This window comes from Aeromicrobium senzhongii, assembly GCF_014334735.1.
Lineage (GTDB): Bacteria > Actinomycetota > Actinomycetes > Propionibacteriales > Nocardioidaceae > Aeromicrobium > Aeromicrobium senzhongii.
Genome location: NZ_CP060587.1, coordinates 1,014,926 through 1,041,596 on the forward strand (window position 1 = coordinate 1,014,926; position 26,671 = coordinate 1,041,596).

Annotated in this window: 28 protein-coding genes; 19 read left to right on the plus strand and 9 right to left on the minus strand. The window is 71.1% G+C overall.

Annotated features, from left to right (window positions below; genetic code table 11):
- Positions 1–8: 8 nt before the first annotated feature.
- From H9L21_RS05160 to H9L21_RS05180, 5 genes are read left to right on the plus strand one after another with little or no spacing between them, the layout of a single operon-like run.
- Positions 9–827 carry an ABC transporter ATP-binding protein gene (locus H9L21_RS05160; protein WP_154595401.1) on the plus strand — a complete coding sequence of 273 codons (819 nt, stop codon included), beginning with the start codon at positions 9–11 and terminating at the stop codon, positions 825–827.
- Positions 820–1,662: an ABC transporter permease gene (locus H9L21_RS05165; RefSeq protein WP_154595400.1), complete on the plus strand. Its 843-nt coding sequence runs from the start codon at positions 820–822 to the stop codon at positions 1,660–1,662. The genes H9L21_RS05160 and H9L21_RS05165 overlap by 8 nt, the downstream gene beginning before the upstream one ends.
- A 20-nt stretch (positions 1,663–1,682) precedes the next feature.
- On the plus strand, positions 1,683–3,035 hold the full coding sequence (locus tag H9L21_RS05170; RefSeq protein WP_154595399.1) for an LLM class flavin-dependent oxidoreductase: 1,353 nt from the start codon (positions 1,683–1,685) through the stop codon (positions 3,033–3,035).
- Positions 3,028–3,552: an NAD(P)H-dependent oxidoreductase gene (locus H9L21_RS05175; RefSeq protein WP_154595398.1), complete on the plus strand. Its 525-nt coding sequence runs from the start codon at positions 3,028–3,030 to the stop codon at positions 3,550–3,552. Before H9L21_RS05170 ends, H9L21_RS05175 begins: the two co-directional genes overlap by 8 nt.
- Positions 3,549–4,055, plus strand: a complete 507-nt coding sequence (locus H9L21_RS05180) for a flavin reductase family protein (protein ID WP_154595397.1) — start codon at positions 3,549–3,551, stop codon at positions 4,053–4,055. Before H9L21_RS05175 ends, H9L21_RS05180 begins: the two co-directional genes overlap by 4 nt.
- Positions 4,056–4,110: 55 nt before the next feature.
- Here the strand turns inward: H9L21_RS05180 and H9L21_RS05185 are convergent, their stop codons facing one another.
- Both H9L21_RS05185 and H9L21_RS05190 read right to left on the minus strand, forming a co-directional pair.
- Entirely contained in the window at positions 4,111–4,716 is a 606-nt protein-coding gene (locus H9L21_RS05185; protein ID WP_154595396.1) for an MBL fold metallo-hydrolase, read from the minus strand.
- A complete protein-coding gene (locus H9L21_RS05190; protein ID WP_187411814.1) occupies positions 4,716–5,816 on the minus strand; it encodes an S-(hydroxymethyl)mycothiol dehydrogenase in 1,101 nt (366 codons plus the stop codon). Before H9L21_RS05190 ends, H9L21_RS05185 begins: the two co-directional genes overlap by 1 nt.
- Before the next feature lie 165 nt (positions 5,817–5,981).
- On the opposite strand from H9L21_RS05190, the gene H9L21_RS05195 reads away from it, so the two are divergent.
- The 3 genes from H9L21_RS05195 (at position 5,982) to H9L21_RS05205 (ending at position 9,087) form a co-directional block, all read left to right on the plus strand.
- Entirely contained in the window at positions 5,982–7,139 is a 1,158-nt protein-coding gene (locus H9L21_RS05195; RefSeq protein ID WP_154595394.1) for an HNH endonuclease, read from the plus strand.
- Between the two features lie 65 nt (positions 7,140–7,204).
- Positions 7,205–8,629, plus strand: coding sequence for an AlkA N-terminal domain-containing protein (locus tag H9L21_RS05200; protein WP_304518453.1), 1,425 nt, complete (start codon positions 7,205–7,207; stop codon positions 8,627–8,629).
- An 11-nt stretch (positions 8,630–8,640) separates the two neighbouring features.
- Positions 8,641–9,087, plus strand: a complete 447-nt coding sequence (locus tag H9L21_RS05205) for a methylated-DNA--[protein]-cysteine S-methyltransferase (protein ID WP_304518452.1) — start codon at positions 8,641–8,643, stop codon at positions 9,085–9,087.
- Between the two features lie 21 nt (positions 9,088–9,108).
- On the opposite strand, the gene H9L21_RS05210 is transcribed toward H9L21_RS05205, so the two are convergent.
- Complete coding sequence (locus H9L21_RS05210) at positions 9,109–9,819, minus strand: IclR family transcriptional regulator (protein ID WP_154595391.1); 711 nt, start codon at positions 9,817–9,819, stop codon at positions 9,109–9,111.
- Positions 9,820–9,875: 56 nt separating this feature from the next.
- On the opposite strand from H9L21_RS05210, the gene leuC reads away from it, so the two are divergent.
- Genes leuC through H9L21_RS05230 form a run of 4 tightly spaced genes read left to right on the plus strand, consistent with a single transcriptional unit; the run spans position 9,876 to position 13,661 of the window.
- On the plus strand, positions 9,876–11,273 hold the full coding sequence (leuC, locus tag H9L21_RS05215) for a 3-isopropylmalate dehydratase large subunit (protein ID WP_154595390.1): 1,398 nt from the start codon (positions 9,876–9,878) through the stop codon (positions 11,271–11,273).
- Between the two features lie 11 nt (positions 11,274–11,284).
- Positions 11,285–11,884, plus strand: coding sequence for a 3-isopropylmalate dehydratase small subunit (gene leuD, locus H9L21_RS05220; RefSeq protein ID WP_154595389.1), 600 nt, complete (start codon positions 11,285–11,287; stop codon positions 11,882–11,884).
- A gap of 41 nt (positions 11,885–11,925) precedes the next feature.
- Positions 11,926–12,660 (plus strand): lysophospholipid acyltransferase family protein, encoded by a 735-nt coding sequence (locus tag H9L21_RS05225; RefSeq protein WP_154595388.1) that lies wholly within the window; start codon positions 11,926–11,928, stop codon positions 12,658–12,660.
- Positions 12,660–13,661, plus strand: coding sequence for an NAD(P)H-dependent glycerol-3-phosphate dehydrogenase (locus H9L21_RS05230; RefSeq protein WP_154595387.1), 1,002 nt, complete (start codon positions 12,660–12,662; stop codon positions 13,659–13,661). Before H9L21_RS05225 ends, H9L21_RS05230 begins: the two co-directional genes overlap by 1 nt.
- Before the next feature lie 95 nt (positions 13,662–13,756).
- Here the strand turns inward: H9L21_RS05230 and H9L21_RS05235 are convergent, their stop codons facing one another.
- On the minus strand, positions 13,757–14,785 hold the full coding sequence (locus H9L21_RS05235; protein WP_154595386.1) for a trans-sulfuration enzyme family protein: 1,029 nt from the start codon (positions 14,783–14,785) through the stop codon (positions 13,757–13,759).
- Between the two features lie 34 nt (positions 14,786–14,819).
- On the opposite strand from H9L21_RS05235, the gene H9L21_RS05240 reads away from it, so the two are divergent.
- The gene (locus H9L21_RS05240) at positions 14,820–15,872 is read left to right on the plus strand and encodes a D-alanine--D-alanine ligase family protein (protein WP_154595385.1); all 1,053 of its coding nucleotides are present in this window, start codon (positions 14,820–14,822) and stop codon (positions 15,870–15,872) included.
- Positions 15,873–15,931: 59 nt separating this feature from the next.
- Here the strand turns inward: H9L21_RS05240 and H9L21_RS05245 are convergent, their stop codons facing one another.
- Complete coding sequence (locus tag H9L21_RS05245; protein WP_154595384.1) at positions 15,932–16,795, minus strand: endonuclease domain-containing protein; 864 nt, start codon at positions 16,793–16,795, stop codon at positions 15,932–15,934.
- Between the two features lie 185 nt (positions 16,796–16,980).
- Positions 16,981–17,217 (minus strand): Lrp/AsnC ligand binding domain-containing protein, encoded by a 237-nt coding sequence (locus H9L21_RS05250; protein ID WP_154595383.1) that lies wholly within the window; start codon positions 17,215–17,217, stop codon positions 16,981–16,983.
- 79 nt (positions 17,218–17,296) lie between these two features.
- Between H9L21_RS05250 and H9L21_RS05255 the strand changes: the two genes are divergently transcribed.
- Positions 17,297–18,253, plus strand: coding sequence for a thiamine-phosphate kinase (locus H9L21_RS05255; RefSeq protein WP_187411815.1), 957 nt, complete (start codon positions 17,297–17,299; stop codon positions 18,251–18,253).
- Position 18,254: 1 nt separating this feature from the next.
- On the opposite strand, the gene H9L21_RS05260 is transcribed toward H9L21_RS05255, so the two are convergent.
- Positions 18,255–19,664 (minus strand): amidase, encoded by a 1,410-nt coding sequence (locus H9L21_RS05260; RefSeq protein ID WP_187411816.1) that lies wholly within the window; start codon positions 19,662–19,664, stop codon positions 18,255–18,257.
- Positions 19,665–19,724: 60 nt separating this feature from the next.
- A complete protein-coding gene (gene rpmB, locus H9L21_RS05265; RefSeq protein ID WP_187411817.1) occupies positions 19,725–19,910 on the minus strand; it encodes a 50S ribosomal protein L28 in 186 nt (61 codons plus the stop codon).
- Positions 19,911–20,019: 109 nt separating this feature from the next.
- On the opposite strand from rpmB, the gene H9L21_RS05270 reads away from it, so the two are divergent.
- The 4 genes from H9L21_RS05270 to coaD are packed head-to-tail and all read left to right on the plus strand — an operon-like array spanning position 20,020 to position 24,802.
- Entirely contained in the window at positions 20,020–21,615 is a 1,596-nt protein-coding gene (locus H9L21_RS05270) for a DAK2 domain-containing protein (protein ID WP_154595381.1), read from the plus strand.
- A gap of 4 nt (positions 21,616–21,619) precedes the next feature.
- Complete coding sequence (locus H9L21_RS05275; protein ID WP_187411818.1) at positions 21,620–23,788, plus strand: ATP-dependent DNA helicase RecG; 2,169 nt, start codon at positions 21,620–21,622, stop codon at positions 23,786–23,788.
- Positions 23,785–24,324, plus strand: coding sequence for a 16S rRNA (guanine(966)-N(2))-methyltransferase RsmD (gene rsmD, locus H9L21_RS05280; protein WP_154595380.1), 540 nt, complete (start codon positions 23,785–23,787; stop codon positions 24,322–24,324). The genes H9L21_RS05275 and rsmD overlap by 4 nt, the downstream gene beginning before the upstream one ends.
- A 1-nt stretch (position 24,325) precedes the next feature.
- Entirely contained in the window at positions 24,326–24,802 is a 477-nt protein-coding gene (coaD, locus tag H9L21_RS05285) for a pantetheine-phosphate adenylyltransferase (protein WP_154595379.1), read from the plus strand.
- Positions 24,803–24,809: 7 nt separating this feature from the next.
- Here the strand turns inward: coaD and dinB are convergent, their stop codons facing one another.
- Entirely contained in the window at positions 24,810–26,006 is a 1,197-nt protein-coding gene (gene dinB, locus H9L21_RS05290) for a DNA polymerase IV (protein WP_255467344.1), read from the minus strand.
- 164 nt (positions 26,007–26,170) lie between these two features.
- On the opposite strand from dinB, the gene H9L21_RS05295 reads away from it, so the two are divergent.
- Complete coding sequence (locus tag H9L21_RS05295) at positions 26,171–26,671, plus strand: YceD family protein (protein WP_187411819.1); 501 nt, start codon at positions 26,171–26,173, stop codon at positions 26,669–26,671.

A 26,671-nucleotide genomic window follows, 5' to 3' on the forward strand; every position in this document is an offset into this window, starting at 1 on the left:
AGGCAGCCATGAGTTCACGCATCGAACTGAGGAACGTCGGCCAGACCTTCTGGGTCCGTGGCGACGAGGACAAGAAGCTGCGCGAGTTCGTCGCGCTCGACGGTCTCGACCTCGACATCGCGGCGGGGGAGTTCCTGACCCTCGTCGGCCCGTCCGGCTGCGGCAAGTCGACCGTGCTGGACCTGATCTCCGGGCTGGCCGCGCCCACGTCGGGATCCCTGACGATCGACGGCGCGCCCATCACCGGACCGGGACTGGACCGCAGCGTCGTCTTCCAGCAGTACACCCTGCTGCCCTGGCGCACGGCGGCCTCGAACATCGAGTTCGCGCTCGAGGCCAAGGGCGGGCTGTCCCGCTCCGAGCGGGCGGCGGTCGCCCGGGAGTACCTGGACCTCGTCGGCCTCGGCGAGTTCGCCAACCGGTACCCGCACGAGCTCTCCGGCGGCATGAAGCAGCGCGTCGCGATCGCGCGCAGCCTGTCCTACCAGCCGCAGGTGCTGCTCATGGACGAGCCCTTCGGAGCCCTCGACGCCCAGACCCGCGAGCGGCTGCAGGAGGAGCTGATCCGGATCTGGGAGCACACCGGCACCACGGTCGTGTTCATCACCCACGACATCGAGGAGGCCGTCTTCCTCGGCCAGCGGGTCGCCGTCATGAGCGGACGCCCGGGCCGGATCAAGGAGATCGTCACGGTCTCGCTCGACCGGTCCGCGGCGGCAGAGACCGACCTGCGCGCCACGCCCGAGTTCGCCCACCACCGACACCACATCTGGTCGCTGCTGCGCCAGCAGCAACCGGTGGCGCGCCAGGAGTTGGCCCATGTCTGACCTCATCGCCGAGAAGACGCAGGCCCGGCCGAACCCGCGCCAGGAGGAGGCGGCGAAGGCCAAGGGCGCGTCCCTGCGCAAGACCCGCACGATCGCCGGCACCCGCGGCCTGGCCGGACTGGTCGCCCTGGCAATGGTCTGGGAGTTCGCTCCCCGGGTGGGGCTCGTCGACGCTTACTCGATCCCGCCGCTGCACGTGGTGCTGCAGGAGTGGTGGTCCATGACGACCAGCGGCGAGCTGTGGCGGCACGTGTCGGCGAGCCTGACGCGATCGGTCATCGGCTTCGCGCTGGCCATCGCCACGGCGATCCCGCTGGGCGCCTCGATCGCCTGGTACCGCCCGGTCCGGGAGTTCTTCACCCCCGTGCTGGAGCTGTTCCGCAACACGGCGGCGCTGGCGATCCTGCCCGTCTTCATGCTGATCCTGGGCATCGGCGAGACCTCCAAGATCGCGATCGTCCTGTACGCCTGCTTCTTCCCGATCCTGCTGTCGACGATCGCCGGTGTCGCCACGGTCGACCCGCAGCTGCTGCGGTCGGCGCGCGTGCTGGGCCTCTCACCGGTGACGACGTTCCGCAAGGTCGTCTTCCCGGCCGCGGTCCCGACGATCTTCACCGGCATCCGGATCTCGGGAGCCGCCGCCATCTTGGTCCTCATCGCCGCCGAGATGATCGGCGCGACCGCAGGCCTGGGCTTCCTCATCAACTACGCGCAGTTCAACTTCCTCATCCCGAAGATGTACGCCGCGATCCTCACCACCTCCCTCATCGGCGTGGCCGTCAACTACGGACTCGTCGCCCTCGAACGCCGCTTCTCGCAGTGGCGTGCCATCTGACCTGCCAAAGGAGAGACACCATGACCCGCACCCTCAGCCTCAACGCCTTCCTGCACGACACCGGCCACCACGAGGCCTCGTGGCGCCACCCCGACTCCGCCGCCGAGCGGGTGTTCGACATCGACTTCGCGGTCGAGAACGCCCAGATCGCCGAGCAGGCCAAGTTCGACGCGATCTTCTTCGCCGACGGGCCGGGGGTGTGGTCGGCCACGCCGCACCGTCCCGCCGGTCACCTCGAGCCGATCACGCGCCTCGCGGCGATCGCCGCGCGCACCGAGCGCATCGGCCTGATCGCCACCGCCTCGACGACGTTCTACGACCCCTACAACCTGGCGCGCCTGTTCTCGTCGCTCGACATCTTGTCGAACGGCCGGGCGGGCTGGAACATCGTCACGACCCAGTCGGAGGCGATCGCGCGCAACTTCAGCTTGAAGGAGCTGCCCAGCCCGTCCGAGCGCTACCTGCGCGCCCAGGAGTTCATCGACGTCGTGACGAAGCTGTGGGACAGCTGGGAGGACGACGCGATCCTCGCCGACCGCGAGTCGGGCGTGTTCTTCGATCCCGAGAAGGTGCACGCGATCAACCACGTGGGCACGCACTTCCAGGTCGAGGGGGCCCTCGCGGCACCGCGCTCACCCCAGGGCCGTCCCGTCTACGTCCAGGCGGGTTCGTCGAACGACGGGCGCGCCTTCGCCGGCCGCAACGCCGAGGCGATCTTCACCGCGCACCAGACGATCGAGGACGCGCAGGCCTTCTACGCCGACATCAAGGCGCGCGCCGTGGCCTTCGGCCGCTCGCCCGACGAGGTCAAGATCCTCCCCGGCATCAGCCCGTTCATCGCCGACACCGAGGCCGAGGCCGTCGAGCTGCAGCACTACGTCAACTCGCTCACGGTGCCGGCGTACGGGCTCGCCCAGCTCGAAGGGCTCGCGGGCGTCTCCCTGGCCCACCTCGAGCTCGACGAGGCCGTGCCGCGCGAGATCTTCGGCGAGGCCGGGAACGTCCTGGACAACAACCGCAGCCGCCTGCAGGTCATCGCCAACATCGTGGAGCGCGACCGCCCGACCCTGCGCGGGCTGCTCCACCGCCTCGCCGGCGCCCGGGGCCACAACGTCGTGGCCGGCACGCCGACGCAGGTGGCGGACATCATCACCGACTGGTTCCAGAACGGGGCCGCGGACGGCTTCAACGTCATGCCGCCGCTGTACCCGCAGCTGCTGGAGGCGTTCACCGAGGGCGTCGTGCCGATCCTGCAGGACCGTGGCCTGTTCCGCACCGAGTACACGGGTCGCACCTTGCGCGACCACTTCGGCCTGGCCCGGCCGGAGTCGCTGTACGCGGCGGACCCGACCGAGGAGGCCCACGTTGTCTGACCAGCCGGTGTCCGAGCCCGTCCGCACGGCCGTCGTCGTCGGCAACCCGAAGCCGGCGTCACGCACGCTCTCCGCCGCCACGCACGTGGCCCGTGAGCTGACCGGTGCCGAGCCGGACCTGGTCGTCGACCTCGCGACGCTCGGGGCGCAGGTGCTCGACCACGGCTCGGCCCGGGTCGCCGAGCTGGTCGGGCTGGTCGGCCGGGCCGACCTCGTCATCGTGGCCTCACCGACCTACAAGGGCACGTACACGGGCTTGCTCAAGGTGTTCCTCGACCGCTTCGCCGGTGGCACGGGGCTGCGAGGGCTGGCGGTGCCGCTGCTGCTGGGCGCGGGTCCGCAGCACGCCCTGGCGTCGGAGCTCACGCTGCGTCCGGTCCTCACCGAGCTCGGAGCGACCGTTCCGGGGCGCGGGCTGTTCATCCTCGACACGCAGTACGAGGAGCCGGCCGCCTACGATCCCTGGCTCGAGGAGGTCCGGCCGCTGGTGCGGGCCCTGCTGCAGGCGGTCGCATGACGGCCGCGTTCCCGACCAACCAGGACCTGGACCCGCGCCGGCTGCGCACGGCGTTCGGCAACTTCCCCAGCGGCGTGGTGGCGGTGGCGGCCGAGGTCGACGGGGCGCCGGTGGGCCTCGCGGCCAGCAGTTTCACGAGCGTCAGCCTCGATCCGCCGCTGGTGTCGATCAACCTCACCGCGACGTCCAAGACCTGGCCCGACCTGCGACGCGCGGTCAGGCTGGGGGTCACGGTGCTCGCCAGCCATCACGGCCCGTTGTGCCGCCAACTGGCCGGCGCGGTCGAGCAGCGCTTCACCGGCATCGACTACAGCGTCAGCCCTGAAGGGTCGATCTTCATCGACGACGGGATGGCCACGTTCGACACGACGATCCATCGCGAGGTGCCCGCCGGCGACCACATCCTGGTGCTGCTGGAGCTCCACGCGGTCGAGCATCGCTCCGACGGGGGACCGCTGTTGTTCCACCGCAGTGTGTTCGGTCAGCTGGCGGCAGCCGAGTGACGCAGGGACGTGAGAGGGCCCCGCATCGCCGAAGCGGTGCGGGGCCCTCGACCGTTCACGCGCGGTCGCGCTCTGCGGCGATCGTCGTGTCATCACCGTGACCGGTGTGCACGACCGTCTCGCCCGGGAGGGTGAACAGACGCGCGGCGATCGACTCGCGGATGACGTCGGCGTCGCTGTACGAACGGCCCGTCGCGCCGGGACCACCGTGGAAGAGGGTGTCGCCCGTGAAGACGCAGCCCAGGTCCTCGGCCAGCAGGCACGTCGCGCCGGGCGCGTGGCCCGGCGTGTGGATCGCGCGCAGGGTCGTGCCGCCGACCGTGAGCTCGGTGCCGTCCGTGAGGTCGCGGTCCCAGGACACGTTCGTGTGGGTCAGCTCCCACAGCGGCCGCTCGTCGGGGTTGAGCCAGATCGGGGCGCCGGTCCGCTCGCGCAGCTCGGGGGCGAAGCGGCAGTGGTCGTCGTGCGCGTGGGTCAGCACGATCGCGGTGACCCGGCGGTCGCCGACGATCTGCATGATCGCGTCCACGTCGTGCGGGGCGTCGATGACGATGCACTCGGCGTCGTCACCGACGACCCAGACGTTGTTGTCGACGTCGAACGTCTCGCCGTCGAGGCTGAAGGTGCCCGAGACGACGCCGTGGTCGATGCGCGCGGTCATCAGAGCACCACCACCGAGCGCAGCACGTCGCCGTGGTGCATCTTCTCGAAGGCCGCCTCGACGTCCTCGATGCCGATCTCCTCGGTGACGAAGGCGTCCAGGTCGAGCCGGCCCTGCTGGTACAGGTCGACGAGCATCGGGAAGTCGCGGCTGGGCAGGCAGTCGCCGTACCAGCTGGACTTCAGGGCCCCGCCGCGTCCGAAGACGTCGATCAGGGGCAGCTCGGGGACCGTCATGTCCGGCGTGGGGACGCCCACCAGGACCACGGTGCCGGCCAGGTCGCGGGCGTAGAACGCCTGCTTCCACGTCTCGGGACGGCCGACCGCCTCGATCACGACGTCGGCACCTTCGGCGCCCTCGTAGGTCTCGGCGCAGATGCGCTTGATCTCCTCGACGGGGTCGACCTTCGAGGAGTCGACCGTGTGGGTCGCGCCCATCTTGCGTGCAGCCTCGAGCTTCGCCGGGTCGATGTCGACCGCGATGATCGGGCTGGCGCCGGCGAGGGCCGCACCCGCGACGGCGGCGACCCCGACGCCTCCGCAGCCGATGACGGCCGCCGAGCGGCCCCGGGTCAGAGCGCCGGTGTTGATGGCCGCACCGATGCCGGCCATGACGCCGCAGCCGAGCAGGCCCACGGCCGCGGGCCGGGCCTGCGGATCGACCTTCGTGCACTGGCCGGCGGCGACGAGCGTCTTCTCGATGAACGCGCCGATGCCCAGCGCGGGCGAGAGCTCCGTGCCGTCCTCGAGCGTCATCTTCTGCTTGGCGTTGTGGGTGGCGAAGCAGTACTGCAGGTCACCGCGCTTGCACGCACGGCACTCTCCGCAGACGGCGCGCCAGTTCAGGACGACGAAGTCACCGGGAGCGACCTCGGTGACACCCTCGCCGACGGCCTCGACGATGCCGGAGGCCTCGTGGCCGAGCAGGAACGGGAACTCGTCGTTGATGCCGCCCTGGCGGTAGTGCAGGTCGGTGTGGCAGACACCGCACGCCTGGATCGTCACCACCGCCTCGCCCGGGCCGGGGTCGGGAACGTTGATGGTGACCAGTTCGACCGGTGCGTCCTTCGCTCGCGCGATGACGCCCTTGACCTGCTGCACGGATGACTCCTCGTGTCGGGGGCGGTGATCTGTCGAGCCTGCCAGACGACCGTCTGCGAGCGGTAGTGGGACCCGCTCCCGGCGTCAGGTGACGCGCGGTACCGGATGCTGAGATCGCAGGGAGAAACGCTCGACATTCGAACAGGTGCACAATAAGGTGTGGGTATGGATCCGGGGGTCGATGAGTTGGTCGGTGCACTGCGCGCGGCGGCGCACGCCGTGCGCTCGGTGACGACGTCGACCGCCGATGAACTGCGCGCGCTGGTGCAGGCCCGTGACGCGGTCGAGGCCGCGATGAGCGACCGGTTGGCCGAGCTCGACCGGTCACAGGGGTACGTCGCCGAGGATGCCTCCAGCGTGTCCACCTGGGCGCGGCGTGAGTTGCGTCAGGATGCGCGGCGGACGCGTCAGCTGATCACCGCGGCGGGGACGATGTGTGAGTTGCCGCAGGTGGGGGAGGCCGCAAGGGCCGGTCGGATCTCGATCGATCATGTGGCGCGGTTCTCGTTCGCGTTGGCCCATGTCGACCAGGTCGAGGTGCGGCGGTTGGAGTCACACCTGGTCGCCGTGGCGTTGCTGCATCCGCCGTCGCGGGTCAAGGCGTTGGTCGACCGGTTGCGGGCGATCCTCCATGCCGAGGAGCTCGACGAGGCGTGGATCGCCGGCGCGGACAAGGCGCACTTGACGCTGAACGCGTTGCAGGACGGGTGGCACGTCACCGGGTTCCTGCCGATCGACGTCGGGGCGAAGCTGAAGGTGGTTCTGGATGCGGTGTCGGTGCCGCGGGAGGCGGGAGACCGGCGCTCCGCCTCCGAGCGTCGCATCGATGGCCTGGATCAGTTGTTGACGCGGGTGCTGGCCGAGGGTCTGCCCACCGACGGCACCGTGCGTCCCCAGATCCACGTCATCGTCGATGCCGGCACCTTGCAGCAGGCGCTCGCACCCGACACCCAAGGCGCCTTCGTGCCGGTCGAGCCGGCCGTCCTGCACGGCTTCGGCCACATCGGACCGAACCTGCTGGCGCACCTGACCTGCGGCGCCGACCTGATCCCGGTCCTGGTCGACCACATCGGACCGAACCGCACCGTCCTGGACGTCGGGCGCCGTCACCGGGACGCCACCGCGAAACAACGCCACGCGGTCTGGGTCCAACAAGACGGCCGCTGCGACACCGACCACTGCCGCAACTCGATCGATCATGTCCATCACCGCAGACGGTGGTCCGACGGCGGCCCCACCGACCTGGCCAACCTCGTCGGACTCTGCACCGCCTGCCACCGCCACACCCACCGCCACGACACCGTCCTGGCGAGAGCCGGCTGAATCCCGCGACGGTCATGTCCGATTCCCGCGAGAACTGTTGCCGGGGCTGAGACAGGATGGGAGTCATGGACCCCGTCGACTGCTACCGAGCCGTGAGTGCCCGGGACGCGCGGTTCGACGGCGTCTTCTACACGGCGGTCCGGACGACGGGCATCTACTGCCGACCCTCGTGCCCGGCCATGACGCCGCGCGAGGCCAACGTCGGCTTCTACCGGTCGGCGGCCGCCGCCGAGCGGGCCGGCTTCCGTGCCTGCCGGCGGTGCCGGCCCGACAGCACGCCGGGCTCGCCGGAGTGGAACGTCCGGGCCGACGTCGTCGCACGCGCCGTCCGACTGATCGGTGACGGCGTCGTCGAGCGCGAGGGCGTGAGCGGGTTGGCCGGCCGCCTCGGTTACAGCGAGCGTCAGGTCAATCGCCTCGTCACCGCCGAGCTCGGTGCAGGCCCGCAGGCGATCGCGCGCAGCAACCGGGCCCGCACGGCTCGGCTCCTGCTCGAGACCACCGCGATGCGCGCGGCCGACGTCGCCTTCGCCGCCGGATACGGATCGGTGCGGCAGTTCAACGACTCCATCCGCGAGTCGTTCGGGCTCACTCCGCGCGAGTTGCGTGCCCGGTCGCGCCGCTCGACCCACGACGGTGCCGGTCGCATCCGGCTCGAGCTGGCCGTCCGGCCGCCGTTCCATGGGGCGGGTCTGCTCGAGTGGCTCGCCCCGCGGGCGATCGAGGGAGTCGAGGCCGTGGGCGAGCGCACGTACGCCCGGATCCTCAACCTGCCGCACGGCGTCGGCGCGGTCGAGCTGGAGCTGCACGGCGATCACGTCACGGCCGATCTCGAGCTGACCGACCTGCGCGACCTGGCCACGGCGGTGCACCGCTGTCGCCGGCTGCTCGACCTCGACGCCGATCCCGTCGCGATCGACGAGGCGCTGTCGACCGATCCGCTGCTGGCCGACCTCGTCCACGAGGTCCCGGGCATTCGGCTGCCCGGCCAGGTCGACGGGTTCGAGATGGTGCTGCGTGCGATCGTCGGCCAACAGGTGTCGGTGGCCGGCGCGCGCACGATCCTGGGCCGGATCGCCCGTTCGCGTGGCACCGAGGTGGACCTCGCGCTGGCCCGTCGTCACGGGCTCACCCACGCCTTCGCCACCGCCGAGTCCGTCGCCGAGGCGGCCCCCGAGGAGTTCGCCATGCCCCGCGGCCGGGCCGCAGCGATCCTCGCGGTCGCGCATGCGATCGCCGCGGGCGAGCTGGACCTCGATCCGGGCGCCGACCGCGAGCGGGCGAGGGAGCAGCTCCTGGCGATTCGGGGGATCGGCCCGTGGACCGCCGACTACGTCAGGATGCGGGCGCTCGGCGATCCCGACGTCCTGCTCGACACCGACCTCGTGCTGCGGCGTGTCCTCGCGCGCGAAGGGCTCGACCGGGCACGCACCGACCGGTGGCGGCCATGGCGGTCGTACGCCTCACTGCACCTGTGGAGGACCGCATGAAGACACGTTGGATGGACTCACCCGTCGGCGGCCTGCGCCTGTACGTCGATGCGGGGCTGCTCACCCGCATCGCCTTCGACGCCGAGCCCGACGGGGAGCGCGACGAGGACGACCTGCTGGACGAGGTCGAGCGACAGCTGACCGAGTGCTTCGCCGGTGAACGACGCGAGTTCGATCTGCCGGTCGCCGCCGACGGCACCGAGTTCCAGAAGAAGGTGTGGGCCTACCTGCGCAAGATCCCTTACGGCGAGACGGTGACCTACGGGCAGATCGCCACCGACCTGGGCTACGAGCCCGGCATCTCGCGCGCCGTCGGGGCGGCCAACGGCGCCAACCCGATCCCGATCGTCGTGCCGTGCCATCGGGTGATCGGCTCGGACGGCAAGCTCACCGGGTACGCGGGCGGCGTCGAGCGCAAGACGATCCTGCTCGAGCTGGAGCAGCCCGGCCTGTTCTGAGGCCGGTCTGCTCCGCAGGGGTCAGCGACGCAGGTTCTGCGAGAGCTTCTCGGCAGCCGCCACGACGGCCGGCGCGTGCATGCGACCGGGCTGGCGGGTGAGGCGCTCCAGGGGACCCGAGACCGACACCGCGGCGACGACCTTGCCACTGGGGGAGCGGACGGGGGCCGAGACCGAGCCGACGCCCGGCTCGCGCTCGCCGACGCTCTGCGCCCAGCCGCGCTTGCGCACGGCGGACAGCTCGGCGGCCGAGAACGTGGCCTTCATGAGGCCCTTGTTCATGCGCTCGGGGTCCTCCCACGCCAGCAGGACCTGGGCGGCGGAGCCGCCCGACATCGTCAGCTGGCTGCCGACGGGGATCGAGTCGCGCAGACCGGTCGGCCGATCGGCGGCCGAGACGCACACGCGGTGGTCGCCCTGACGTCGGAACAGCTGGGCGGACTCGCCCGTGATGTCGCGCAGTCGGGCCAGGACGGGGCCGGCGGCGGCGAGCAGTCGATCCTCGCCCGCAGCAGCGGCCAGCTCGGACAACCGCGGGCCTAGAATGAAGCGACCCTGCATGTCGCGCGCCACCAGTCGGTGGTGTTCCAGGGCCACCGCGAGGCGGTGTGCGGTGGGCCGTGCCAGGCCCGTGGCGGTCACCAGACCGGCCAGCGTCGCCGGTCCCGGCTCGAGCGCCGCCAGTACGAGGGCGGCTTTGTCAAGAACGCCGACTCCGCTAGAGTTGTCCATGTCTTGATACTGCCGTATCGCATTGTGAGACGCAACCCCCGAACTGAGAGAGAATCATGGGCAAGACGCTCGCTGAGAAGATCTGGGACGACCACGTCGTCCGTTCCGCCCCGGGAGAGCCGGACCTGCTGTTCATCGACCTCCACCTGCTCCATGAGGTCACGAGCCCGCAGGCGTTCGACGGACTGCGTCTCTCCGGGCGCAGTGTGCGTCGTCCCGACCTCACCTTGGCGACCGAGGACCACAACATCCCGACGACCGATCTCGACAAGCCGATCGCCGACCCCGTGTCGCGCACGCAGGTCGAGACGCTGCGCCGCAACTGCGCCGAGTTCGGCGTCCGCCTGCACCCGATGGGCGACATCGAGCAGGGCATCGTCCACGTCGTCGGGCCGCAGCTGGGCCTGACCCAGCCGGGCATGACGATCGTGTGCGGCGACTCGCACACCTCGACGCACGGCGCGTTCGGCTCGATCGCCTTCGGCATCGGCACCAGCGAGGTCGAGCACGTCCTGGCCACCCAGTCGCTGTCGCAGGCCAAGCCCAAGATGATGGCGGTCGACGTCGTCGGCGACCTGCCCGCGGGCACCACCGCGAAGGACCTGATCCTGGCGCTCATCACCCAGGAGACCACCGGCGGCGGCCAGGGCTACATCGTCGAGTACCGCGGTGAGGCGATCCGCAAGCTCTCGATGGAAGAGCGCATGACGATCTGCAACATGAGCATCGAGTGGGGCGCCAAGGCGGGCCTCATCGCTCCGGACCAGACGACGTTCGACTACATCCAGGGCCGCCCGCACGCGCCGCAGGGCGCCGACTGGGACGCCGCCGTCGAGTACTGGAAGGGCCTCGTCTCCGACGCGGACGCCCACTTCGACAAGGTCGTCACGATCGACGCCTCGCAGGTCACGCCGTGGGTCACGTGGGGCACCAACCCCGGCCAGGGCGTCGCGCTGTCGGGCCTGGTCCCGAACCCGGACGACTTCGCGGACCCGGACGAGCGCGAGGCCGCGGCCAACGCGCTGCGCTACATGGGCCTCGAGGCCGGCACGCCGATGCGCGACATCACGGTCGACACGGTCTTCGTCGGCTCGTGCACCAACGGCCGCATCAGCGACCTGCGTCGCGCCGCCGAGCTGATCAAGGGCAGGAAGGTCGCCGACGGCACGCGCATGCTGGTCGTCCCCGGCTCGGTGCGGGTGCGCCTGCAGGCCGAGGAGGAGGGCCTCGACGTCGTCTTCAAGGAGGCCGGCGCCGAATGGCGTGGCGCGGGCTGCTCGATGTGCCTGGGCATGAACCCCGACCAGCTCACGCCGGGCGAGCGCAGCGCCTCGACCTCCAACCGCAACTTCGAGGGCCGTCAGGGCAAGGGTGGCCGGACCCACCTGGTCTCGCCCGACGTCGCCGTCGCCACCGCCGTCACGGGCCACCTGGCCTCGCCGGCCGAGCTCTGAGGACGCACACCATGGACAAGTTCATCTCGCACACCGGCGTCGGCGCCCCGCTGCGCCGCAGCAACGTCGACACCGACCAGATCATCCCCGCGGTGTACCTGAAGCGCGTCACCCGCACGGGCTTCGAGGACGGTCTCTTCGCCGCGTGGCGCAACGATCCCGAGTTCGTGCTGAACCAGCCCGCCTACCAGAACGCCACCGTGCTGGTCGCCGGTCCGGACTTCGGCACCGGCTCCTCGCGCGAGCACGCCGTGTGGGCCCTGCAGAACTACGGCTTCAAGGTCATCATCAGCCCGCGCTTCGGTGACATCTTCCGGGGCAACTCGGGCAAGGCCGGGCTGCTGGCGGCGCAGGTCGACGAGAAGGTCGTCGCCGCGCTGTGGGCGTACCTCGAGGCCAACCCGGGCGCTCAGATCAGCGTCGACCTGGAGTCGCGCACGGTCTCGGCCGGCGAGGGCGTCGACCGGATCGAGGACTCGTTCACGATCGACGACTACACGCGCTGGCGTCTGCTCGAGGGTCTCGACGACATCGGCATCACGCTGGGCCACGCGGACGACATCGCCGCCTACGAGGCGAAGCGTCCGAGCTTCAAGCCCGCGACGCTCTGACGCTCGCGCCTGACATGGGACGGCCGTACTAGGGTCGTCCCATGTCACGCACGCGTCCCCTGCCACCCGTGCTCCGGGTGGTCGTGTGGATCCTGCGACCGATCTTCATGGTCGTGACCCGTCGCGACTGGCGCGGCGACGAGCATCTGCCGACGTCCGGCGGGTACGTCATCGCGGCCAATCATCTGTCGTACACCGATCCGTTCCTGCTCGGGCACTGGCTCGTCGATCACGACATCCCGCCGCGCTTCCTGGTCAAGGACCCGCTCTTCGCCGTGCCGGTCATCGGCCGGCTGCTGCGGATGGCCGAGCAGATCCCGGTGTACCGGGGCACCGGCCTGGCCGCCGAGTCGCTGCGGGCCGCGATCCACGCCGCCGCGTCGGGCTCGATCGTCACGATCTACCCCGAGGGCACGATGACGCGCGATCCGCAGGGATGGCCGATGTCGGGTCGCGACGGCGCCGTCCGCACCGCGCACGCCGCGGGCGTGCCGCTCGTGCCCGTGGCCCAGTGGGGCCCGCAGGAGATCATGTGGCCGTACCGGCGCGAGTTCCGGCTGTTCCCGCGCAAGACGATCCACGTGTTCGCCGGTGCGCCCATCGACTTGTCCGACCTGGGTGAACACCCCACCCAGGCCCAGTTCCACGCCGCGACCGATCGGCTGATGGACGCCATCACGGCGCTGCAGTCGCAGATCCGTGGCGAGGTACCCACCTCGCCGCGCATCGACGTCCGCACGCTGGGCAAGCCCAAGACCCGATACGAGGAGAGCTGATGGTCACTGCTGCAGTCATGGGAGCCGGGTCCTGGGGCACCGCCTTCTCGATCGTGCTGGCCGACGCCGGCCACGACGTCCACCTGTGGGGACGTCGTGAGGAGACCTGCGCCAACATCAACGAGCGTCACGAGAACACCGAGTACCTCCCTGGTCTCGAGCTGCCCGAGACCATCCGCGCCACGACCGATCCCGCGACGGCTCTGGCCGGCGCCTCGATCGTGGTGCTCGCCGTGCCGTCGCAGACGCTGCGTGCCAACCTCGAGTCGTGGGGCCACCTCATCGATCCGTCGGCCGTGATGGTCAGCCTGATGAAGGGCGTCGAGCTGGGGTCGCACCTGCGCATGAGCGAGGTCATCGCCGAGCTCACCGGCGCCGGTCCCGAGCGGATCGCGGTGATCACCGGGCCCAACCTCGCCAAGGAGATCGCGCGCCGCGAGCCGGCCGCCAGTGTCGTCGCGTGCGCCGACGAGTCCGTGGCGTTGCAGCTGCAGAAGTACTGCCACACCCCGGCGTTCCGCCCCTACACGAACCAGGACGTCGTCGGCTGCGAGCTGGCCGGCACGGTCAAGAACATCATCGGCCTGGCGGTCGGGGTGTGCGACGGCCTGGACTTCGGCGACAACACCAAGGCCTCGGTCATCACGCGCGGCCTGGCCGAGACGGCGCGTCTGGGGCTCGCGATGGGCGCCGACCCGATGACGTTCATGGGCCTGGCCGGTCTGGGCGACCTCGTCGCCACGTGCTCCTCGCCGCTGTCGCGCAACCGCACCTTCGGCGAGAAGCTCGGCCGTGGCATGACCGTCGAGGAGATCACCTCGCAGACGCGCCAGGTGGCCGAGGGCGTGAAGTCCTGCGTCTCGGTCGCCGAGCTCGCTCGCCTGCACGGCGTCGACATGCCGATCGTCGAGCACGTCCGTGCCCTCGTCGACGGCACGATGACCCCGACCGAGCTCGTCGAGACCCTCATCAGCCGCTCGGCCAAGGCCGAGACCCGCTGACTCCCCCGTCCCGAGATTTGCTCCCAAACTGACCTTTGAGCCGGGCTCAAAGGTGAGATGCGGAGCAAATCTCGGGGCTGGAGGGTGTCTGGTGCTCAGCCCAGGGCGTTCTCGATGTCGGCCCAGAGGTCCTCGACGGCCTCGATGCCGACGCTGAGCCGGATCAGGCCCGCGGGGATGGTCTCCGGCTCGGCGGGGAAGCGGCGCCGGCGTTCCCACGTCGACTCGACGCCGCCCAGGCTGGTGGCGTGGGTGATGACGCGGCTGGCCTCCGTCGCGCGCTGGGCGTGCTCGGCGTCGTCGATCACGAAGCACACCATGGTCCCGAAGCCCGGGTAGCGGACCTCGGCGACGGCCGGGTGGGCCTTGAGTCGGTCGGCCAGGATCGCCGCGCTGGACTCGGCACGGTCGAGCCGGACGGCGAGGGTGCGGACGCCGCGGGCGGCCAGGAAGCTCTCCAGCGCACCGGGGATGGCGCCGTGCAGCGAACGGTGCTGCAACAGGCGCTCGAACAGTGCGTCGTCGGCGGTCGCCATGACGCCGAGCACGAGGTCGCTGTGCCCGCCGAGCAGCTTCGAGGCCGAGTGGGCCACGATGTCGGCGCCGTACGACAGCGGCCGATCGCGCAGGGGAGTGCGGAAGGTGTTGTCGACGGCGACGAGGGCGCCGGCGTCCTTCGCGGCGGCGACGAGCGTCGGCAGGTCGCCGACCTCCATCGCCGGGTTGGTGGGCGACTCGAGCCAGACCAGGTCGGCGCCGGCGAAGGCCTCGATGCTGCTCTCGGTGTCCGACGGATCGATCAGGCGCACCTCGTACGGCCCGCTCTGCACGAGGCTCGTCGTGCCGTTGTAGCCATGACGGGGGAGCACCACGACCGCGCCCGGCTCGACCAGTCCCAGGGTGGCCGCGGCCGTCGCGATGCCCGAGGCGAAGGCCAGGGCACGGCCGCCCTCGAGCGCACCGACGACCTGCTCGAACGACTCGTAGGCCGGGTTGCCGTGGCGGCCGTACTCGAAGTCGCCACCGGCGTGGAACGAGCTCGCGAGGGTGATGGGGGCGTTCAGCGGCGTGCCGGGCTCCTTGGCCGGGCGACCTGCGATGACGGTCACGGTGTCGGGCTGCATGGTTCCAGTGTCACAGGCGGGTAGAGTCGAATCGATGCGCACCACGATCGCCGTTGTCTTCGGAGGCCAGTCCAGTGAGCACGGTGTCTCGTGCCTGACGGCGCGGGAGGTGCTCGCTGTCATCGACCGCGACCGGTACGACGTCGTCCCCGTGGGGATCACGACCGACGGCCGGTGGGTCGAGGAGACCGCCGTCTGGGACGACCTCGAGCCCGGCGTCCTGCCGAAGGTCCGCGACGACATGCCTCCGTTCTCGTGGGACCGCATCCGTGATCTCGACGTCGTCTTCCCGCTGCTGCACGGCCCGTGGGGTGAGGACGGCACCGTCCAGGGCATGCTCGAGCTGTCCGGAGTCCGCTACGTCGGCGCGGGTGTGCTGGCCAGCGCCGTGGGCATGGACAAGCCCTTCACCAAGACCGTTTTCTCGGCCGCCGGTCTGCCACAGCTGCCGTACGTGACGATCCAGCCGTGGGAGTGGGACGCCAAGCGCGACCGCGTCCGGGCCCGGGTCCACGCGCTCGGATTGCCGGTGTTCGTCAAGCCCGCGCGCGCCGGCTCCAGTTCGGGCGTCACCCCGGTGCACCACTGGGAGGACTTCGACGTCGCGGTCGAGACGGCTCGGACGTTCGATCCCAAGGTCATCGTCGAGTCGGCGGCGAACGGCAAGCGCGAGGTCGAGTGCGCCGTGATCCAGGACGAGCACGGCATGCCGATCGCCAGCGAGGTCGGCGAGATCGTCGTGGCCGCCGAGGCCGATCACGAGTACTACGACTTCGAGGCCAAGTACCTCGACGGCACCAGCACCAACGTCGTGCCGGCCGACCTGCCCGAGTCGGTGCGCCAGCGGATCCGCGAGTACGCGCTGCAGGCCTTCGACGCGATCGGCTGCGAGGGTTTGGCGCGGGTGGACTTCTTCCTCACCGACAGCGTCGGTGGCGGCCTGGTGATCAACGAGATCAACACGATGCCCGGGTTCACGCCGTTCTCGATGTTCCCCAAGCTCTGGGCGGCGTCGGGCGTGGACTACCCCGAGTTGGTCGAGCGCCTCATCCAGCTGGCCCTGCAGCGCCCCCTCGGCCTGCGCTGACCCCGCGGCTCTGCCGCACCTCCCCGCCCCGTCCCGAGATTTGCTCCATTTCTTCCCTTTCAGCGGCGCTGAAACGTCGAGATGGGAGCAAATCTCGCGCGCTGGAGGGCGGCCACGACCCGGTTCACCACCATCGTCGGGTTCTCCAAGTCGGCGGCGGTGACGACGATGACGCGCCAGCCCTCGCCCTCGAGCACCTCTCGCCGGCGCAGGTCGTGCTGGCGCTGGCGGGCGTCGCGTTCGTGCTGCCAGCCGTCGTACTCCACGACGAGCCGCTCGGCGCGATAGACCAGGTCCCCGTAGGCCAGGAAGCCGCCGTGGCGGTCCGTGATCAGCGCGTTCAACTCGGGTTCAGGGAGCCCGGCGCGGACGAGCTCGAGTCGGACTCGCGACTCCTGGGGCGAAGCCGAGCCGTCGCGGACCCACTCCATCGCGCGTCGCGCCCGCTGGACACCGTCGAAGTGGACGTCGTGGACGAACGCCAGCAGATCGAGCCGCGCGATGAGGCCGGTCGAGATCATCCAGTCACCCACGACGACCAGCTCCCGCCATGACAGGAGGGTGCCGCAGTCGACGAAGGTCCGGGCCGCGCCGACCACGGGCAGCCCGCGGACCTCCTCGAGGAACAGCGGGCCCTGGAACCGATGGACCACGAACCCGTCGGCTGCCCGGTCGACCCGACGGCGGGTGGCCAGGTGCACCGGAACCGCGGCGCGCATCTCGAGTCCACGCCACGCCAGGTTGCTGGTGTGGCTCAGTCCCGCCTCGGCGCCGAGCCAGCCGAGGCCGGAGCGGGCCGCCAGCTCGGGCGTCAGGTCGGTGGTGGCGTACCGGTACCAACCGGGCGCGACCGGCGCGCACCTCGGACCGCGCAGCACGCGATCGGTGAGTCCGGCGGCGAGTGCCTGCCGGCGCGAGAACACCGCGTTCGTGAACTCTTCCGGCAGATCGGCGAGACGGGCCGTGCCCGCCAGCGTGCCGACGTCAGCCGGGCACGTGACCGCTGTCCACAGCCGGACTCACCCGGGCACCGAGATGTGCTCTGATTTCGACCTTTCACAGGTCTTGAAAGGTGTGAATCAGAGCAAATCTCGGGACGGGGGAGAGGTCAGATGCGGACGACGGGGCAGGTCAGCGTGCGGGTGATGCCGGGGACGCGCTGGATCTGCGAGACGACCAGCGTGCCGAGCTCGTCGACGGAGGGGCCCTCGGCGCGGACGATGACGTCGTAGGGACCGGTGACGTCCTCGGACTGCTCGACCCCGGGGATCTGGGCGATGGCGGCGGCGACCTCGGCGGCCTTGCCGACCTCGGTCTGGACGAGGATGTAGGCGTGAACGGCCATGGGGACGTCCTTTCGTTCGGGCCATGACACGCTATCGCAGTCACCCGGGACGGGTGCGCCGGGCTGAGACAATGACCCCGTGACCCAGCGACAGAACGACCAGACCATTGCCGACGTCGGCGAGTTCGCGCTGATCGACCTGGTGCGGGAGCAGCTCGGCACCAGCGACTACGTGCTCGTGGGGCCCGGGGACGACGCGGCGCACATCGCGACCGCGGACGGCACCTACGTCACCGCGACCGACATCCTCATCGAGGGCCGGCACTTCCGTCGCGACTGGTCCACGGCCACCGACATCGGACGCAAGGCCGTCGCGGCCAACCTGTCCGACATCAACGCGATGGGCGGGGTGGCCACCGCGCTGCTGGTGGCGTTCGCCGCGCCCGGTGACACGCCGGTCTCGTGGGTCACCGACCTCGTCAGCGGCATGGTCGAGGAGTGCGCCAAGGTCGGCGCGCGGATCGTCGGCGGAGACATGTCGGCCGCCGACCAGGTGGTCATCTCGATCACCGCCCTCGGTGACGCCGAGCGTCCTGTCACCCGGTCGGGCGCCCAGCCCGGCGACCAGGTCGCGTTCGCCGGCACGCTCGGCCTGGCCTCGGCCGGCTACGGCGCGCTCAGCCGGGGCTTCCGCTCGCCCAAGGCCGCCGTGGACGAGCACCGCGCCCCGCACCCGCCCTACGCCGCGGGTCCGGCGGCCGCCGTCGCCGGCGCCACCTCGATGATCGACGTCAGCGACGGGTTGTTGGCCGACCTCGGCCACGTCGCCCGAGCCAGCAAGGTCGCGATCGACGTCGACCCGACCTCATTCGAGGTCCTCGACGCCGTGCAGACCGTCGCCGGGGCGCTGGGCGGCGTCGACCCGCTGGGCTTCGTCCTGAGCGGCGGCGACGACTACGCCCTGGCCGCCACCTTCCCGGCCGACGCGACCCTGCCCGAGGGGTGGACGCGGATCGGCGTCGTCCGGTCGGGCGAGGGCGTCACGGTCGCCGGGGCCCCGTGGGAGGGCGGCCGCGGCCACCGGCACTGGACCTGAGTCAGTCCTGGATCCGCGCGAAGGGCGAGGCCGCCTCGAGCTCGAAGGCCAGCTCCAGCAGCGTGCGCTCGTCGCCGTGGTCGGCCGAGAAGTGCAGACCCAGCGGCAGGTCCTGCGAGGTGCGTCCCAGCGGCAGGCTGATCGCGGGACCGCCCGAGGCGTTGTTGAGCGGCGTGTAGGCCACGTAGGTGCGCAGCCGGGCGAACGCCTCCTCGAACTCCACGCCGGGGTCGAGCCAGCCGATCTCGGGCGTCCTGTGGCCCAGCGTCGGGCTGAGGACGACGTCCCAGTCGGCGAAGACCTCGCTGTACTGGCGGGCCGAGCGCTTCAACGCGACGAGCGCGCCGGGCGTGCGCCAGAAGTTGCGCAGGAACGCCCGGGCGAGCCCGCGCGTGAACGGGTCGACCTTGCTGCGGTCGAAGTCGCGCGACACCACGAACCGGCCGGTGTAGTCCAGCGAGAAGGCCAGGGTGCGCCAGTACTGGACGAAGTGGCGCTCGAAGGTCGGATCCACCGGGATCGGCATGTCGACGACCTCGTGGCCCAGCGACGAGACGAGGTCGGCGACGCGGAGCAGCTCGCGCGTGCTGTCCTCGTCCAACTGCTCGCCGTGCAGGGTGGCGGTGACGAGACCGACCCGCAGCCGGCGCTTCGCGGGTCCCTCGACCAGTCCGACGCGCGGGAGGCGGGGGACCGGGCGGTACCGCTCGGCGGCGGCCAGGAACACGGCCGTGTCGCGCACGCTACGGGTCATCACGCCGTTGGCGACGATGTCCAGCGGCGCGTCCTTCATCGCCTTGGCCGACGCGAGGCGGTTGCGGGTCGTCTTCAGCCCGACCAAGCCGCAGGCGGCGGCGGGGATGCGGATCGAGCCGCCGCCGTCGTTGCCGTGCGCGATCGGCACCGCGCCGGCCGCGACGAGCGCCGCAGAGCCGCCCGAGGAGGCGCCGCTCGAGTACCGGGGGTCCCACGGGTTGCGGGTGGGCTCGCGGTCGACGAACTCGGTCGAGGCGGTCAGACCGAAAGCCGGCAGCGTGGTGGCGGCGACGACGTTGACGCCGGTCGCGAGGAACTGCTCGGTGAACTCCTCGTGGGAGTCGGCGGGGGTCGCGGGCACGGCTGCCGAGCCCTGCTGGGTGGGCAGGCCCTTGAAGTCGGTGTTGTTCTTGATCAGGCTCGGCACGCCCGCGAACGGGGCGCCCTCGGCGAGCGGCTCCTCGGCCCGGACGGCGGCGCGCGCACGGTCGTCGTGCGCGATGGCGTTCAGCGTCGGATCGACCCGATCGATGCGGGCGAGCGAGGCCTCGAGGGCCTCGGAGGCGCTGATGGCTCCCGAGGAGATGAGCTGGGCCACGGCGACGGCGTCGTGGTCGGCGAGGACGTCGTCGGTGAAGGCATGGGTTCGGGTCACCCCGTGAGAATAGACAACGGCGGCCCGAGGGCCGCCGTTGTCATGAAAAGTGCCGAACGCTCAGCGCGAGACCTTGCCAGCCTTGAGGCAACCCGTGCAGACGTTGAGCCGCTTCGGAGTGCCCTCGACGGTGGCGCGGACGCGCTGGATGTTCGGATCGAAACGACGCTTGGTACGTCGGTGCGAGTGAGACACGTTATGGCCGAAGCCCGGTCCCTTGCCGCACACATCGCAGACGGCTGCCACGGCGACCACTCCTGAACTAGATCGGGGGAAATACAACCTCTCCACCATACCTGACACGACACGGCCAGCGCGAATCGAGTCCCGGCCACTCCTCGATAGGCTCACCCCCATGGCCCTGCGGATCGAGAGTGAGCGCTTCGGCGCCTGGGCCCGCCTGTGCACCGAGTCCCTGGCCGTCGCCCGTGACGAGATCGACGCGCTCAACGTCTTCCCCGTGCCGGACAGCGACACCGGCACGAACGCGTACTTCACGTTCGTCTCGGGGGTCGAGGCGATCGATGCGCTCCCGGCCGAGGCGACGCCGCTCGAGACGATGCGGGCCTTCGCCGAGGGTCTGCTGATGGGCGCGCGCGGCAACTGCGGCACGATCCTGGCCGAGCTGGTCCGGGGCAGCCTGCGGGTGCTGCGCGGCTGCGTCGACGGACTGTCCGCCGACGACGTGGCCGAGGCGCTCGGCGCGGCCTCCGCCGCCGCCTACGCCGCGGTCGGCCGCCCTCAGGAGGGCACGATCCTCACCGTGGCGGCTGCGGCCGCCCGGGCCGCCCGGGCGGCCGCAGCGACCGACGACGACCCCAAGCGCGTGTTCGACGAGGCGGCCGGAGCCGCCCGCGAGGCCCTCGCGCTGACGCCGACGCAGTTCGAGAAGCTCGCGCGGGCCGGCGTCGTCGACGCGGGTGGGCGAGCCCTCGTGGTGGTGCTGGACTCCGTCGCCTTCGCGCTGACCGGTCGCGTCCCGTCGCCCCGGCCCGCCACGGTGCCGGTGCCCCTCATCGAGCCGGGCTCGGACCTGGACGAGGACGGCCCGGCCTACGAGGTCATGTTCCTGCTGCGCACCCCCGACGAGCGGATCCCGGCGCTGCGCGAGGCGCTCGAGCCGCTGGGTGACTGCCTCGTGGTGGTCGGGGGCGAGGGATTGTGGAACGTCCACGTCCACGTCGACGACGTCGGCGCGGCGATCGAGGCGGGCATCGGCGCCGGCTCCCCGTTCCAGATCTCGGTCACCCACTTCGCCGACCAGATCGCCCGCGCCACGCCGGTCACGGGCGGCCGCGTCATCATCAGTGCCGTCACCGGACCGGGCCTGGCCGACCTCACGCGCCGCGCCGGCGGCACCCCACTGCTGTTCGGTCCCGACGAGCCGTTGAGCGTCGCCACCGTGGCCGAGGCGATCCGCGACAGCAAGGCCGACGAGGTGATCTGCCTGCCGAACCGCAGTGGCCACATCGCGATGTTCGAGGCGGCTGCGGCGTCCGCTCGCGACGGCGGCGCACGGGTGGCGGTGCTGCCGACGACCGTGCAGGTCCAGGCGCTCACCGCGCTGGCGGTCCACGATCCCGGGCGCCCCTTCGACGTCGTCGTGGTCGCCATGTCGAACGCGGCGGGCGCGACCCGGCACGGCGCGATCACGATCGCGGCCGAGGACGGCATCACCATGGCCGGACCCTGCCGGGCCGGCGACGTGCTCGGCGTCGTCAACGGCGACTTCGCGATCATCGGCGCCTCGCAGGCCGACGTGGCGTACGAGATCCTCCAACGCCTCGACCTGGCCACCGCCGAGATGGTCACGTTGGTCCTGGGCCGTGACTGCGAGCCGCAGGTCAGCGACGAGCTCGCCGCCCGGGTCCGCCGCGACGCGCCCCACGTCGACGTCGAGGTCCTCGAGGGCGACCAGGGCACCTACTCGCTGTTCCTGGCGGTGGAGTGACCTCGTGATCGACTTCGACACCCGCCTGTCCAAGGTCGTGGGCGACTCGGCCAAGAAGCTCGAGAAGGCGTTCGGACACCGCACCGTCGGCGACCTGCTGCGCCACTTCCCGCGCCGGTACATCGACCTGGAGCACGCCGACTCGTTCGACGATCTCGAGCCCGGCCAGATCGTGGCTTTCGTGGCGACCGTCCTCGACGTCAAGAAGCTGTCCTTCCGCAACAACCCGCGCAAGTTCCGGGTCGTCGTGACGCTGTCGGACGGCAGCTCGACGATGGAGGCCGTCTTCTTCAACCAGTTCGCCATCGCCAAGACGCCGGTGGGCAGCCAGCAGCTGCTCTCGGGCGAGGTCTCGGTCTACCAGGGCCGGCTGCAGCTGGCCTCGCCGCAGATGCGCGAGCTGCCCCCGGGCAAGACGCTGGCCGACCTGGGCCGCGGCGGCACGGCGCTGCCGATCTATCCGGCCGGCTCGGGCCTGACCTCGTGGGACGTCGAGCGCTCGGTGCACCTGGCCCTCGACGTCGTCGACACGTTCCCCGAGCCCATCCCCGCGCAGGTCCGCAGCGAGCGCGGCCTGCTCGACGCGCCGACGGCCTACGAGTACATCCACCGGCCGCGCAAGCGGACGGACTGGGTGTTCGCCCAGACCCGGTTGCGCTTCGAGGAGGCGTTCGAGGTGCAGGCGGTCTTCGCCCGCCGCCGGCTCGACACCCAGCAACGCCGGGCCCTCCCGCGTCCCGGTCGCGGCGACGGCATCCGCGTGGCCTTCGAGGAGCGACTCCCGTTCACCCTGACCGAGGGGCAGGCCAAGGTCGCCGCCGAGATCGACCAGGACCTCTCCGCGGCCCATCCGATGCACCGGCTCCTGCAGGGCGAGGTCGGCTCGGGCAAGACGATCGTGGCGCTGCTGGCGATGCTGCAGGTGGTCGACTCCGGCGGCCAGGCCGCCCTGCTGGCGCCCACCGAGGTCCTGGCCACCCAGCACCACCGCAGCATCGAGCGGATGCTAGGCGACCTCGCCAAGGGCGGCATGCTCGGCGGCGCGGACGAGGCCACCCGCGTGCGGTTGCTGACCGGATCGATGGGCGCGAAGGCCCGCCAGCAGGCACTGCTGGACATCGTCTCGGGCGAGGCCGGGATCGTCATCGGCACCCATGCGCTGCTGGAGGAGACCGTGCAATTCGCCGACCTGGGGCTCGTCGTCATCGACGAGCAGCACCGGTTCGGCGTCGAGCAGCGGTCGGTGCTCTCGGACCGGGCGGCCGCCGCCGACGGGGTCAGCCCCCATGTGCTGGTGATGACGGCGACCCCGATCCCGCGCACCATCGCGATGACGGTGTTCGGCGACCTCGAGGTGTCGACCCTCCGCGAGCTGCCGGCCGGACGTCAGCCGATCCAGACCAACGTCGTGCCCGTGGCCGAGCAGCCGGCGTGGCTCGAGCGCGCCTGGCAGCGCGTCCACGAGGAGGTCGGTCGCGGCCGCCAGGCCTACGTGGTCGTGTCCCGGATCGGCGAGGCCGTCGCGGACGAGGACACCCCACCGCCGGACGACGGCGAGGACGAGAAGCGTCCCACCGTCGGGCTGGTCGAGCTCGCGGAGGCGCTCGAGCAGGGCCCGCTGGCCGGGCTGCGCCTGGGCCGCCTGCACGGCCGGATGCCGGCCGACGAGAAGGACGTCGTGATGTCCGCCTTCGCCGCGGGCGACCTCGACGTGCTCGTCGCCACGACCGTCGTCGAGGTCGGCGTCGACGTGCCGAACGCCACGATGATGATCGTGATGGACGCCGACCGCTTCGGCGTCTCGCAGCTGCACCAGCTGCGCGGACGCGTGGGACGAGGCTCCGAGCCCGGCCTGTGCCTACTGGTCACCGGTTCGCCCGCCGGCACCCCCGCGCGCGAGCGACTGTCGGCCGTCGCGGCCAGCACGGACGGCTTCGAGCTCTCGCGGCTGGACGCAGAACTGCGGCGCGAGGGCGATGTGCTGGGCGCGCGCCAGTCCGGCGTCCGGTCCAGCCTGAAACTGTTGTCGGTGGTGCGCGACGAGCAGGTCATCGTCTCCGCGCGTGACGCCGCCGTGGCGACCCTGGCCTCGGGCGACGTCCCACCCGACCTGGAGGCATCGATCAGGCGGCTCGAGGAGTCCGAGCGCGCCGACTACCTGGAGAGAGCATGACGAGGATCATCGCGGGCCGCTGGGGCGGCCGCAGGCTGACCGTGCCCACGGGCGACGGCACACGTCCCACGTCCGACCGGGTGCGCGAGTCGATGTTCGCGTCCCTCAACTCGCTGCTCGGCGGATTCGACGGCCTGCGCGTGCTGGACCTGTACGCCGGCTCCGGAGCGCTGGGCCTGGAGGCGCTGTCCCGCGGTGCCGTCCACGCCGATCTGGTCGAGTCCCACGCGAAGGCCGCTCGCACGATCCAGCGCAACGTCAAGGAGCTCGGCGCGCCGGCCGAGGTCCACGCCGTCACGGCGCAACGGTTCGTCGACGAGGAGTCCGGCCCCTGGGACCTGGTGTTCCTCGACCCGCCGTACGCGGTGCCGAGCGCCGAGGTCGAGGCGCTCCTCACGGCACTGCGCCCGGCCCTGGATCCGGACGCGGTGGTCGTGGTCGAACGCGCCAAGCGCGACCCGTTCGACTGGCCGGACGGCTTCGAGGGTCTGCGGGACAAGGCGTACGGCGACACCCGCCTTTGGTACGGTCACTGACATGACGCGCGTGGTGTGCCCCGGCTCCTTCGACCCGGTGACCAATGGCCACCTCGACATCATCGAGCGGGCCTCGTTCCTGTTCGACGAGGTCGTCGTCGTGGTCCTGGTCAACGAGAGCAAATCGGGCCTGTTCCCGATCGAGCGCCGGATCGAGCTGATCGCCGACGCCACCGACGAGCTCGAGAACGTCACGATCGACTCGTACTCGGGTCTGCTGGTCGACTACTGCGCCCAGAACGACGTCCAGGCGATCGTCAAGGGCCTGCGGGCGGTCTCGGACTTCGACTACGAGCTGCAGATGGCGCAGATGAACGGCAACCTCACGGGCATCGACACGGTGTTCATCCCCACCTCGCCCGACTACATGTTCATCGCCTCGAGCCTGGTCAAGGAGGTCGCCAAGCACGGTGGCGACGTGACCGGCCTGGTGCCTAAGCAGGTCATGAACGCCCTCGACGAGGTCTTCGGTCACTGACCCCGGCTCACTGCACGGGCGAGCGTGGCTCCCAGCTGCGGTCCAGGTGACTGCCGCGGCGCACGGCGGTGTTCCCGAACCGCTCGGCCACCTGGTCGAGCGTGCGGTCGAGCGCCGGATCGGCCTCGCCGTCCAGCGGCAGGGCCAGCTGGACGCCCTCGTCGTCCAGGCCCGACAGCGCGACCCCGACGAGCGTGATCTGGTCGCGCTCGATCTCGTCGCGGCGCGCCAGCAGCAGCCCGCGCGCGACGTCCGAGACGGCCGTGGTGCTCTCGGTGGGCCGGGGCAGCGTGCGTGACGAGGTCGAACGGCGGTAGTCGCCGAACCGGAACCGGACCGTCACGGTGCCCGCGGTGCGTCCGGCACGCCGCAGGCGCCGACCGACCTTGTCGCACAGGGCCAGCAGCGCGAGGTCGGCCTCGGCGAACGTGCCGCGTCCGCCCAGGGCGTGCTGGGCGCCGATCGACCGGCGGCGCGTGCCTGTCTCGGCGCGGCGCGGGTCGTGTCCGGTGGCCAAGGCGTGCAGGTGATGGCCGGCGGCCCGGCCGACGATGGCCGACAGCTCGGCGGGGCTGAGGCGGGCGACGTCGGCGACGCGGCGCAGTCGTGCCGCGTGCAGCTTGGCGGCCGTGACGTCGCCGACGCCCCACAGCCGCTCGACAGGCAGGGCGTGCAGGAACCGCAGCTCGCCGTCGGTGGGGACGACGAGCAGCCCGTCGGGCTTGGCCAGGGCGCTGGCGACCTTGGCCAGGTACGGCGTGCGGGCGATGCCGACCGAGATCGGCAGCCCCACCTCGGCCTGGACCCGACGGCGCAGCTCGCGGGCGATGGGCAGCGCGGGACCGCGCAGGCGTCGTAGACCCGAGACGTCGAGGAACGCCTCGTCGATCGAGAGCGCCTGGACCAGGGGAGTGGTGTCGCGGAAGATCTCGAAGACGGCCCGGCTGGCCTCGACGTACGCCTCGAACCGCGGCCGGACGACGACGGCCTCGGGGCACAGGCGCAGCGCCTGCCGCCCGCCCATGGCGGTGCGCACCCCGCGGGCGCGCGCCTCGTACGAGCCGGCCAGGACGACCCCGCCGCCGACGATGACGGGGCGACCCCGCAGGGTGGGATCGTCACGCTGCTCGACCGAGGCGTAGAAGGCGTCCAGGTCGGCGTGCAGGATCGATCCGATCCGGTCTCCGTCCGCCTGCTGGTCCACCTTCCGATGGTCCCAGCCGGGTCCGACAGTCCGGCTCGCGCGCCGAGGGGACCGCGATTGGCATCGCCGCGGCGGCGCGGGGTACGATTGACGCTGGCCCGTGTGTGGGCCGTGGTTCTTTCAGTGCATTCGATGAGGGGCTTGACGTGATTTCGGGACCGTTCGTGTTCGACACCCAGGTGTTGAGGCGACAAGTCGGGACCGAGAAGTCGTTCGAGCTCGTCCTCGAGGCACCGGCGGACCTCGGTCTTCCGGTCTTCGGTGTCCCCGAGGGATCGTCTATCGATCTCGAGCTGCGGCTCGAGGCCCTGATGGAAGGTGTTCTCGCCACCGGAACCGCCTCGGTCCACGCCGCCGGCGAGTGTGTGCGCTGCTTGAAGGACGTCGAAGAGGATTTCGACTGCGACTTCCAGGAGCTCTACCTCTACGAGGGCGCGGGCGAGGACGAACTGGCCCTCGAGGACGAACTGCTCGACCTCGAGCCCGTCCTGCGGGACGCGGTGGTGCTCGCACTGCCGCACAACCCGTTGTGTGACCCGGACTGTCCGGGACTGTGCCCCGACTGTGGGGCTCGGCTCGCGGATGATCCCGATCACACACACGGTGACGCGATCGACCCCCGGTGGTCGACGCTGACCCAACTGACCGAACGACCTGAGGAGTAA

Coding starts and splice junctions, on each gene's coding strand:
- leuC (WP_154595390.1), top strand. CDS start 9,876: ATGGGCAAGACGCTCGCTGAGAAGATCTGGGACGACCACGTCGTCCGT.
- H9L21_RS05235 (WP_154595386.1), bottom strand. CDS start 14,785: ATGCAGCCCGACACCGTGACCGTCATCGCAGGTCGCCCGGCCAAGGAG.
- H9L21_RS05185 (WP_154595396.1), bottom strand. CDS start 4,716: ATGACCGCGCGCATCGACCACGGCGTCGTCTCGGGCACCTTCAGCCTC.
- H9L21_RS05170 (WP_154595399.1), top strand. CDS start 1,683: ATGACCCGCACCCTCAGCCTCAACGCCTTCCTGCACGACACCGGCCAC.
- H9L21_RS05180 (WP_154595397.1), top strand. CDS start 3,549: ATGACGGCCGCGTTCCCGACCAACCAGGACCTGGACCCGCGCCGGCTG.
- H9L21_RS05160 (WP_154595401.1), top strand. CDS start 9: ATGAGTTCACGCATCGAACTGAGGAACGTCGGCCAGACCTTCTGGGTC.
- H9L21_RS05270 (WP_154595381.1), top strand. CDS start 20,020: ATGGCCCTGCGGATCGAGAGTGAGCGCTTCGGCGCCTGGGCCCGCCTG.
- leuD (WP_154595389.1), top strand. CDS start 11,285: ATGGACAAGTTCATCTCGCACACCGGCGTCGGCGCCCCGCTGCGCCGC.
- H9L21_RS05165 (WP_154595400.1), top strand. CDS start 820: ATGTCTGACCTCATCGCCGAGAAGACGCAGGCCCGGCCGAACCCGCGC.
- H9L21_RS05230 (WP_154595387.1), top strand. CDS start 12,660: ATGGTCACTGCTGCAGTCATGGGAGCCGGGTCCTGGGGCACCGCCTTC.
- H9L21_RS05250 (WP_154595383.1), bottom strand. CDS start 17,217: ATGGCCGTTCACGCCTACATCCTCGTCCAGACCGAGGTCGGCAAGGCC.
- H9L21_RS05225 (WP_154595388.1), top strand. CDS start 11,926: ATGTCACGCACGCGTCCCCTGCCACCCGTGCTCCGGGTGGTCGTGTGG.
- H9L21_RS05240 (WP_154595385.1), top strand. CDS start 14,820: ATGCGCACCACGATCGCCGTTGTCTTCGGAGGCCAGTCCAGTGAGCAC.
- rsmD (WP_154595380.1), top strand. CDS start 23,785: ATGACGAGGATCATCGCGGGCCGCTGGGGCGGCCGCAGGCTGACCGTG.
- H9L21_RS05205 (WP_304518452.1), top strand. CDS start 8,641: ATGGACTCACCCGTCGGCGGCCTGCGCCTGTACGTCGATGCGGGGCTG.
- H9L21_RS05195 (WP_154595394.1), top strand. CDS start 5,982: ATGGATCCGGGGGTCGATGAGTTGGTCGGTGCACTGCGCGCGGCGGCG.
- coaD (WP_154595379.1), top strand. CDS start 24,326: ATGACGCGCGTGGTGTGCCCCGGCTCCTTCGACCCGGTGACCAATGGC.
- H9L21_RS05200 (WP_304518453.1), top strand. CDS start 7,205: ATGGACCCCGTCGACTGCTACCGAGCCGTGAGTGCCCGGGACGCGCGG.
- H9L21_RS05210 (WP_154595391.1), bottom strand. CDS start 9,819: ATGGACAACTCTAGCGGAGTCGGCGTTCTTGACAAAGCCGCCCTCGTA.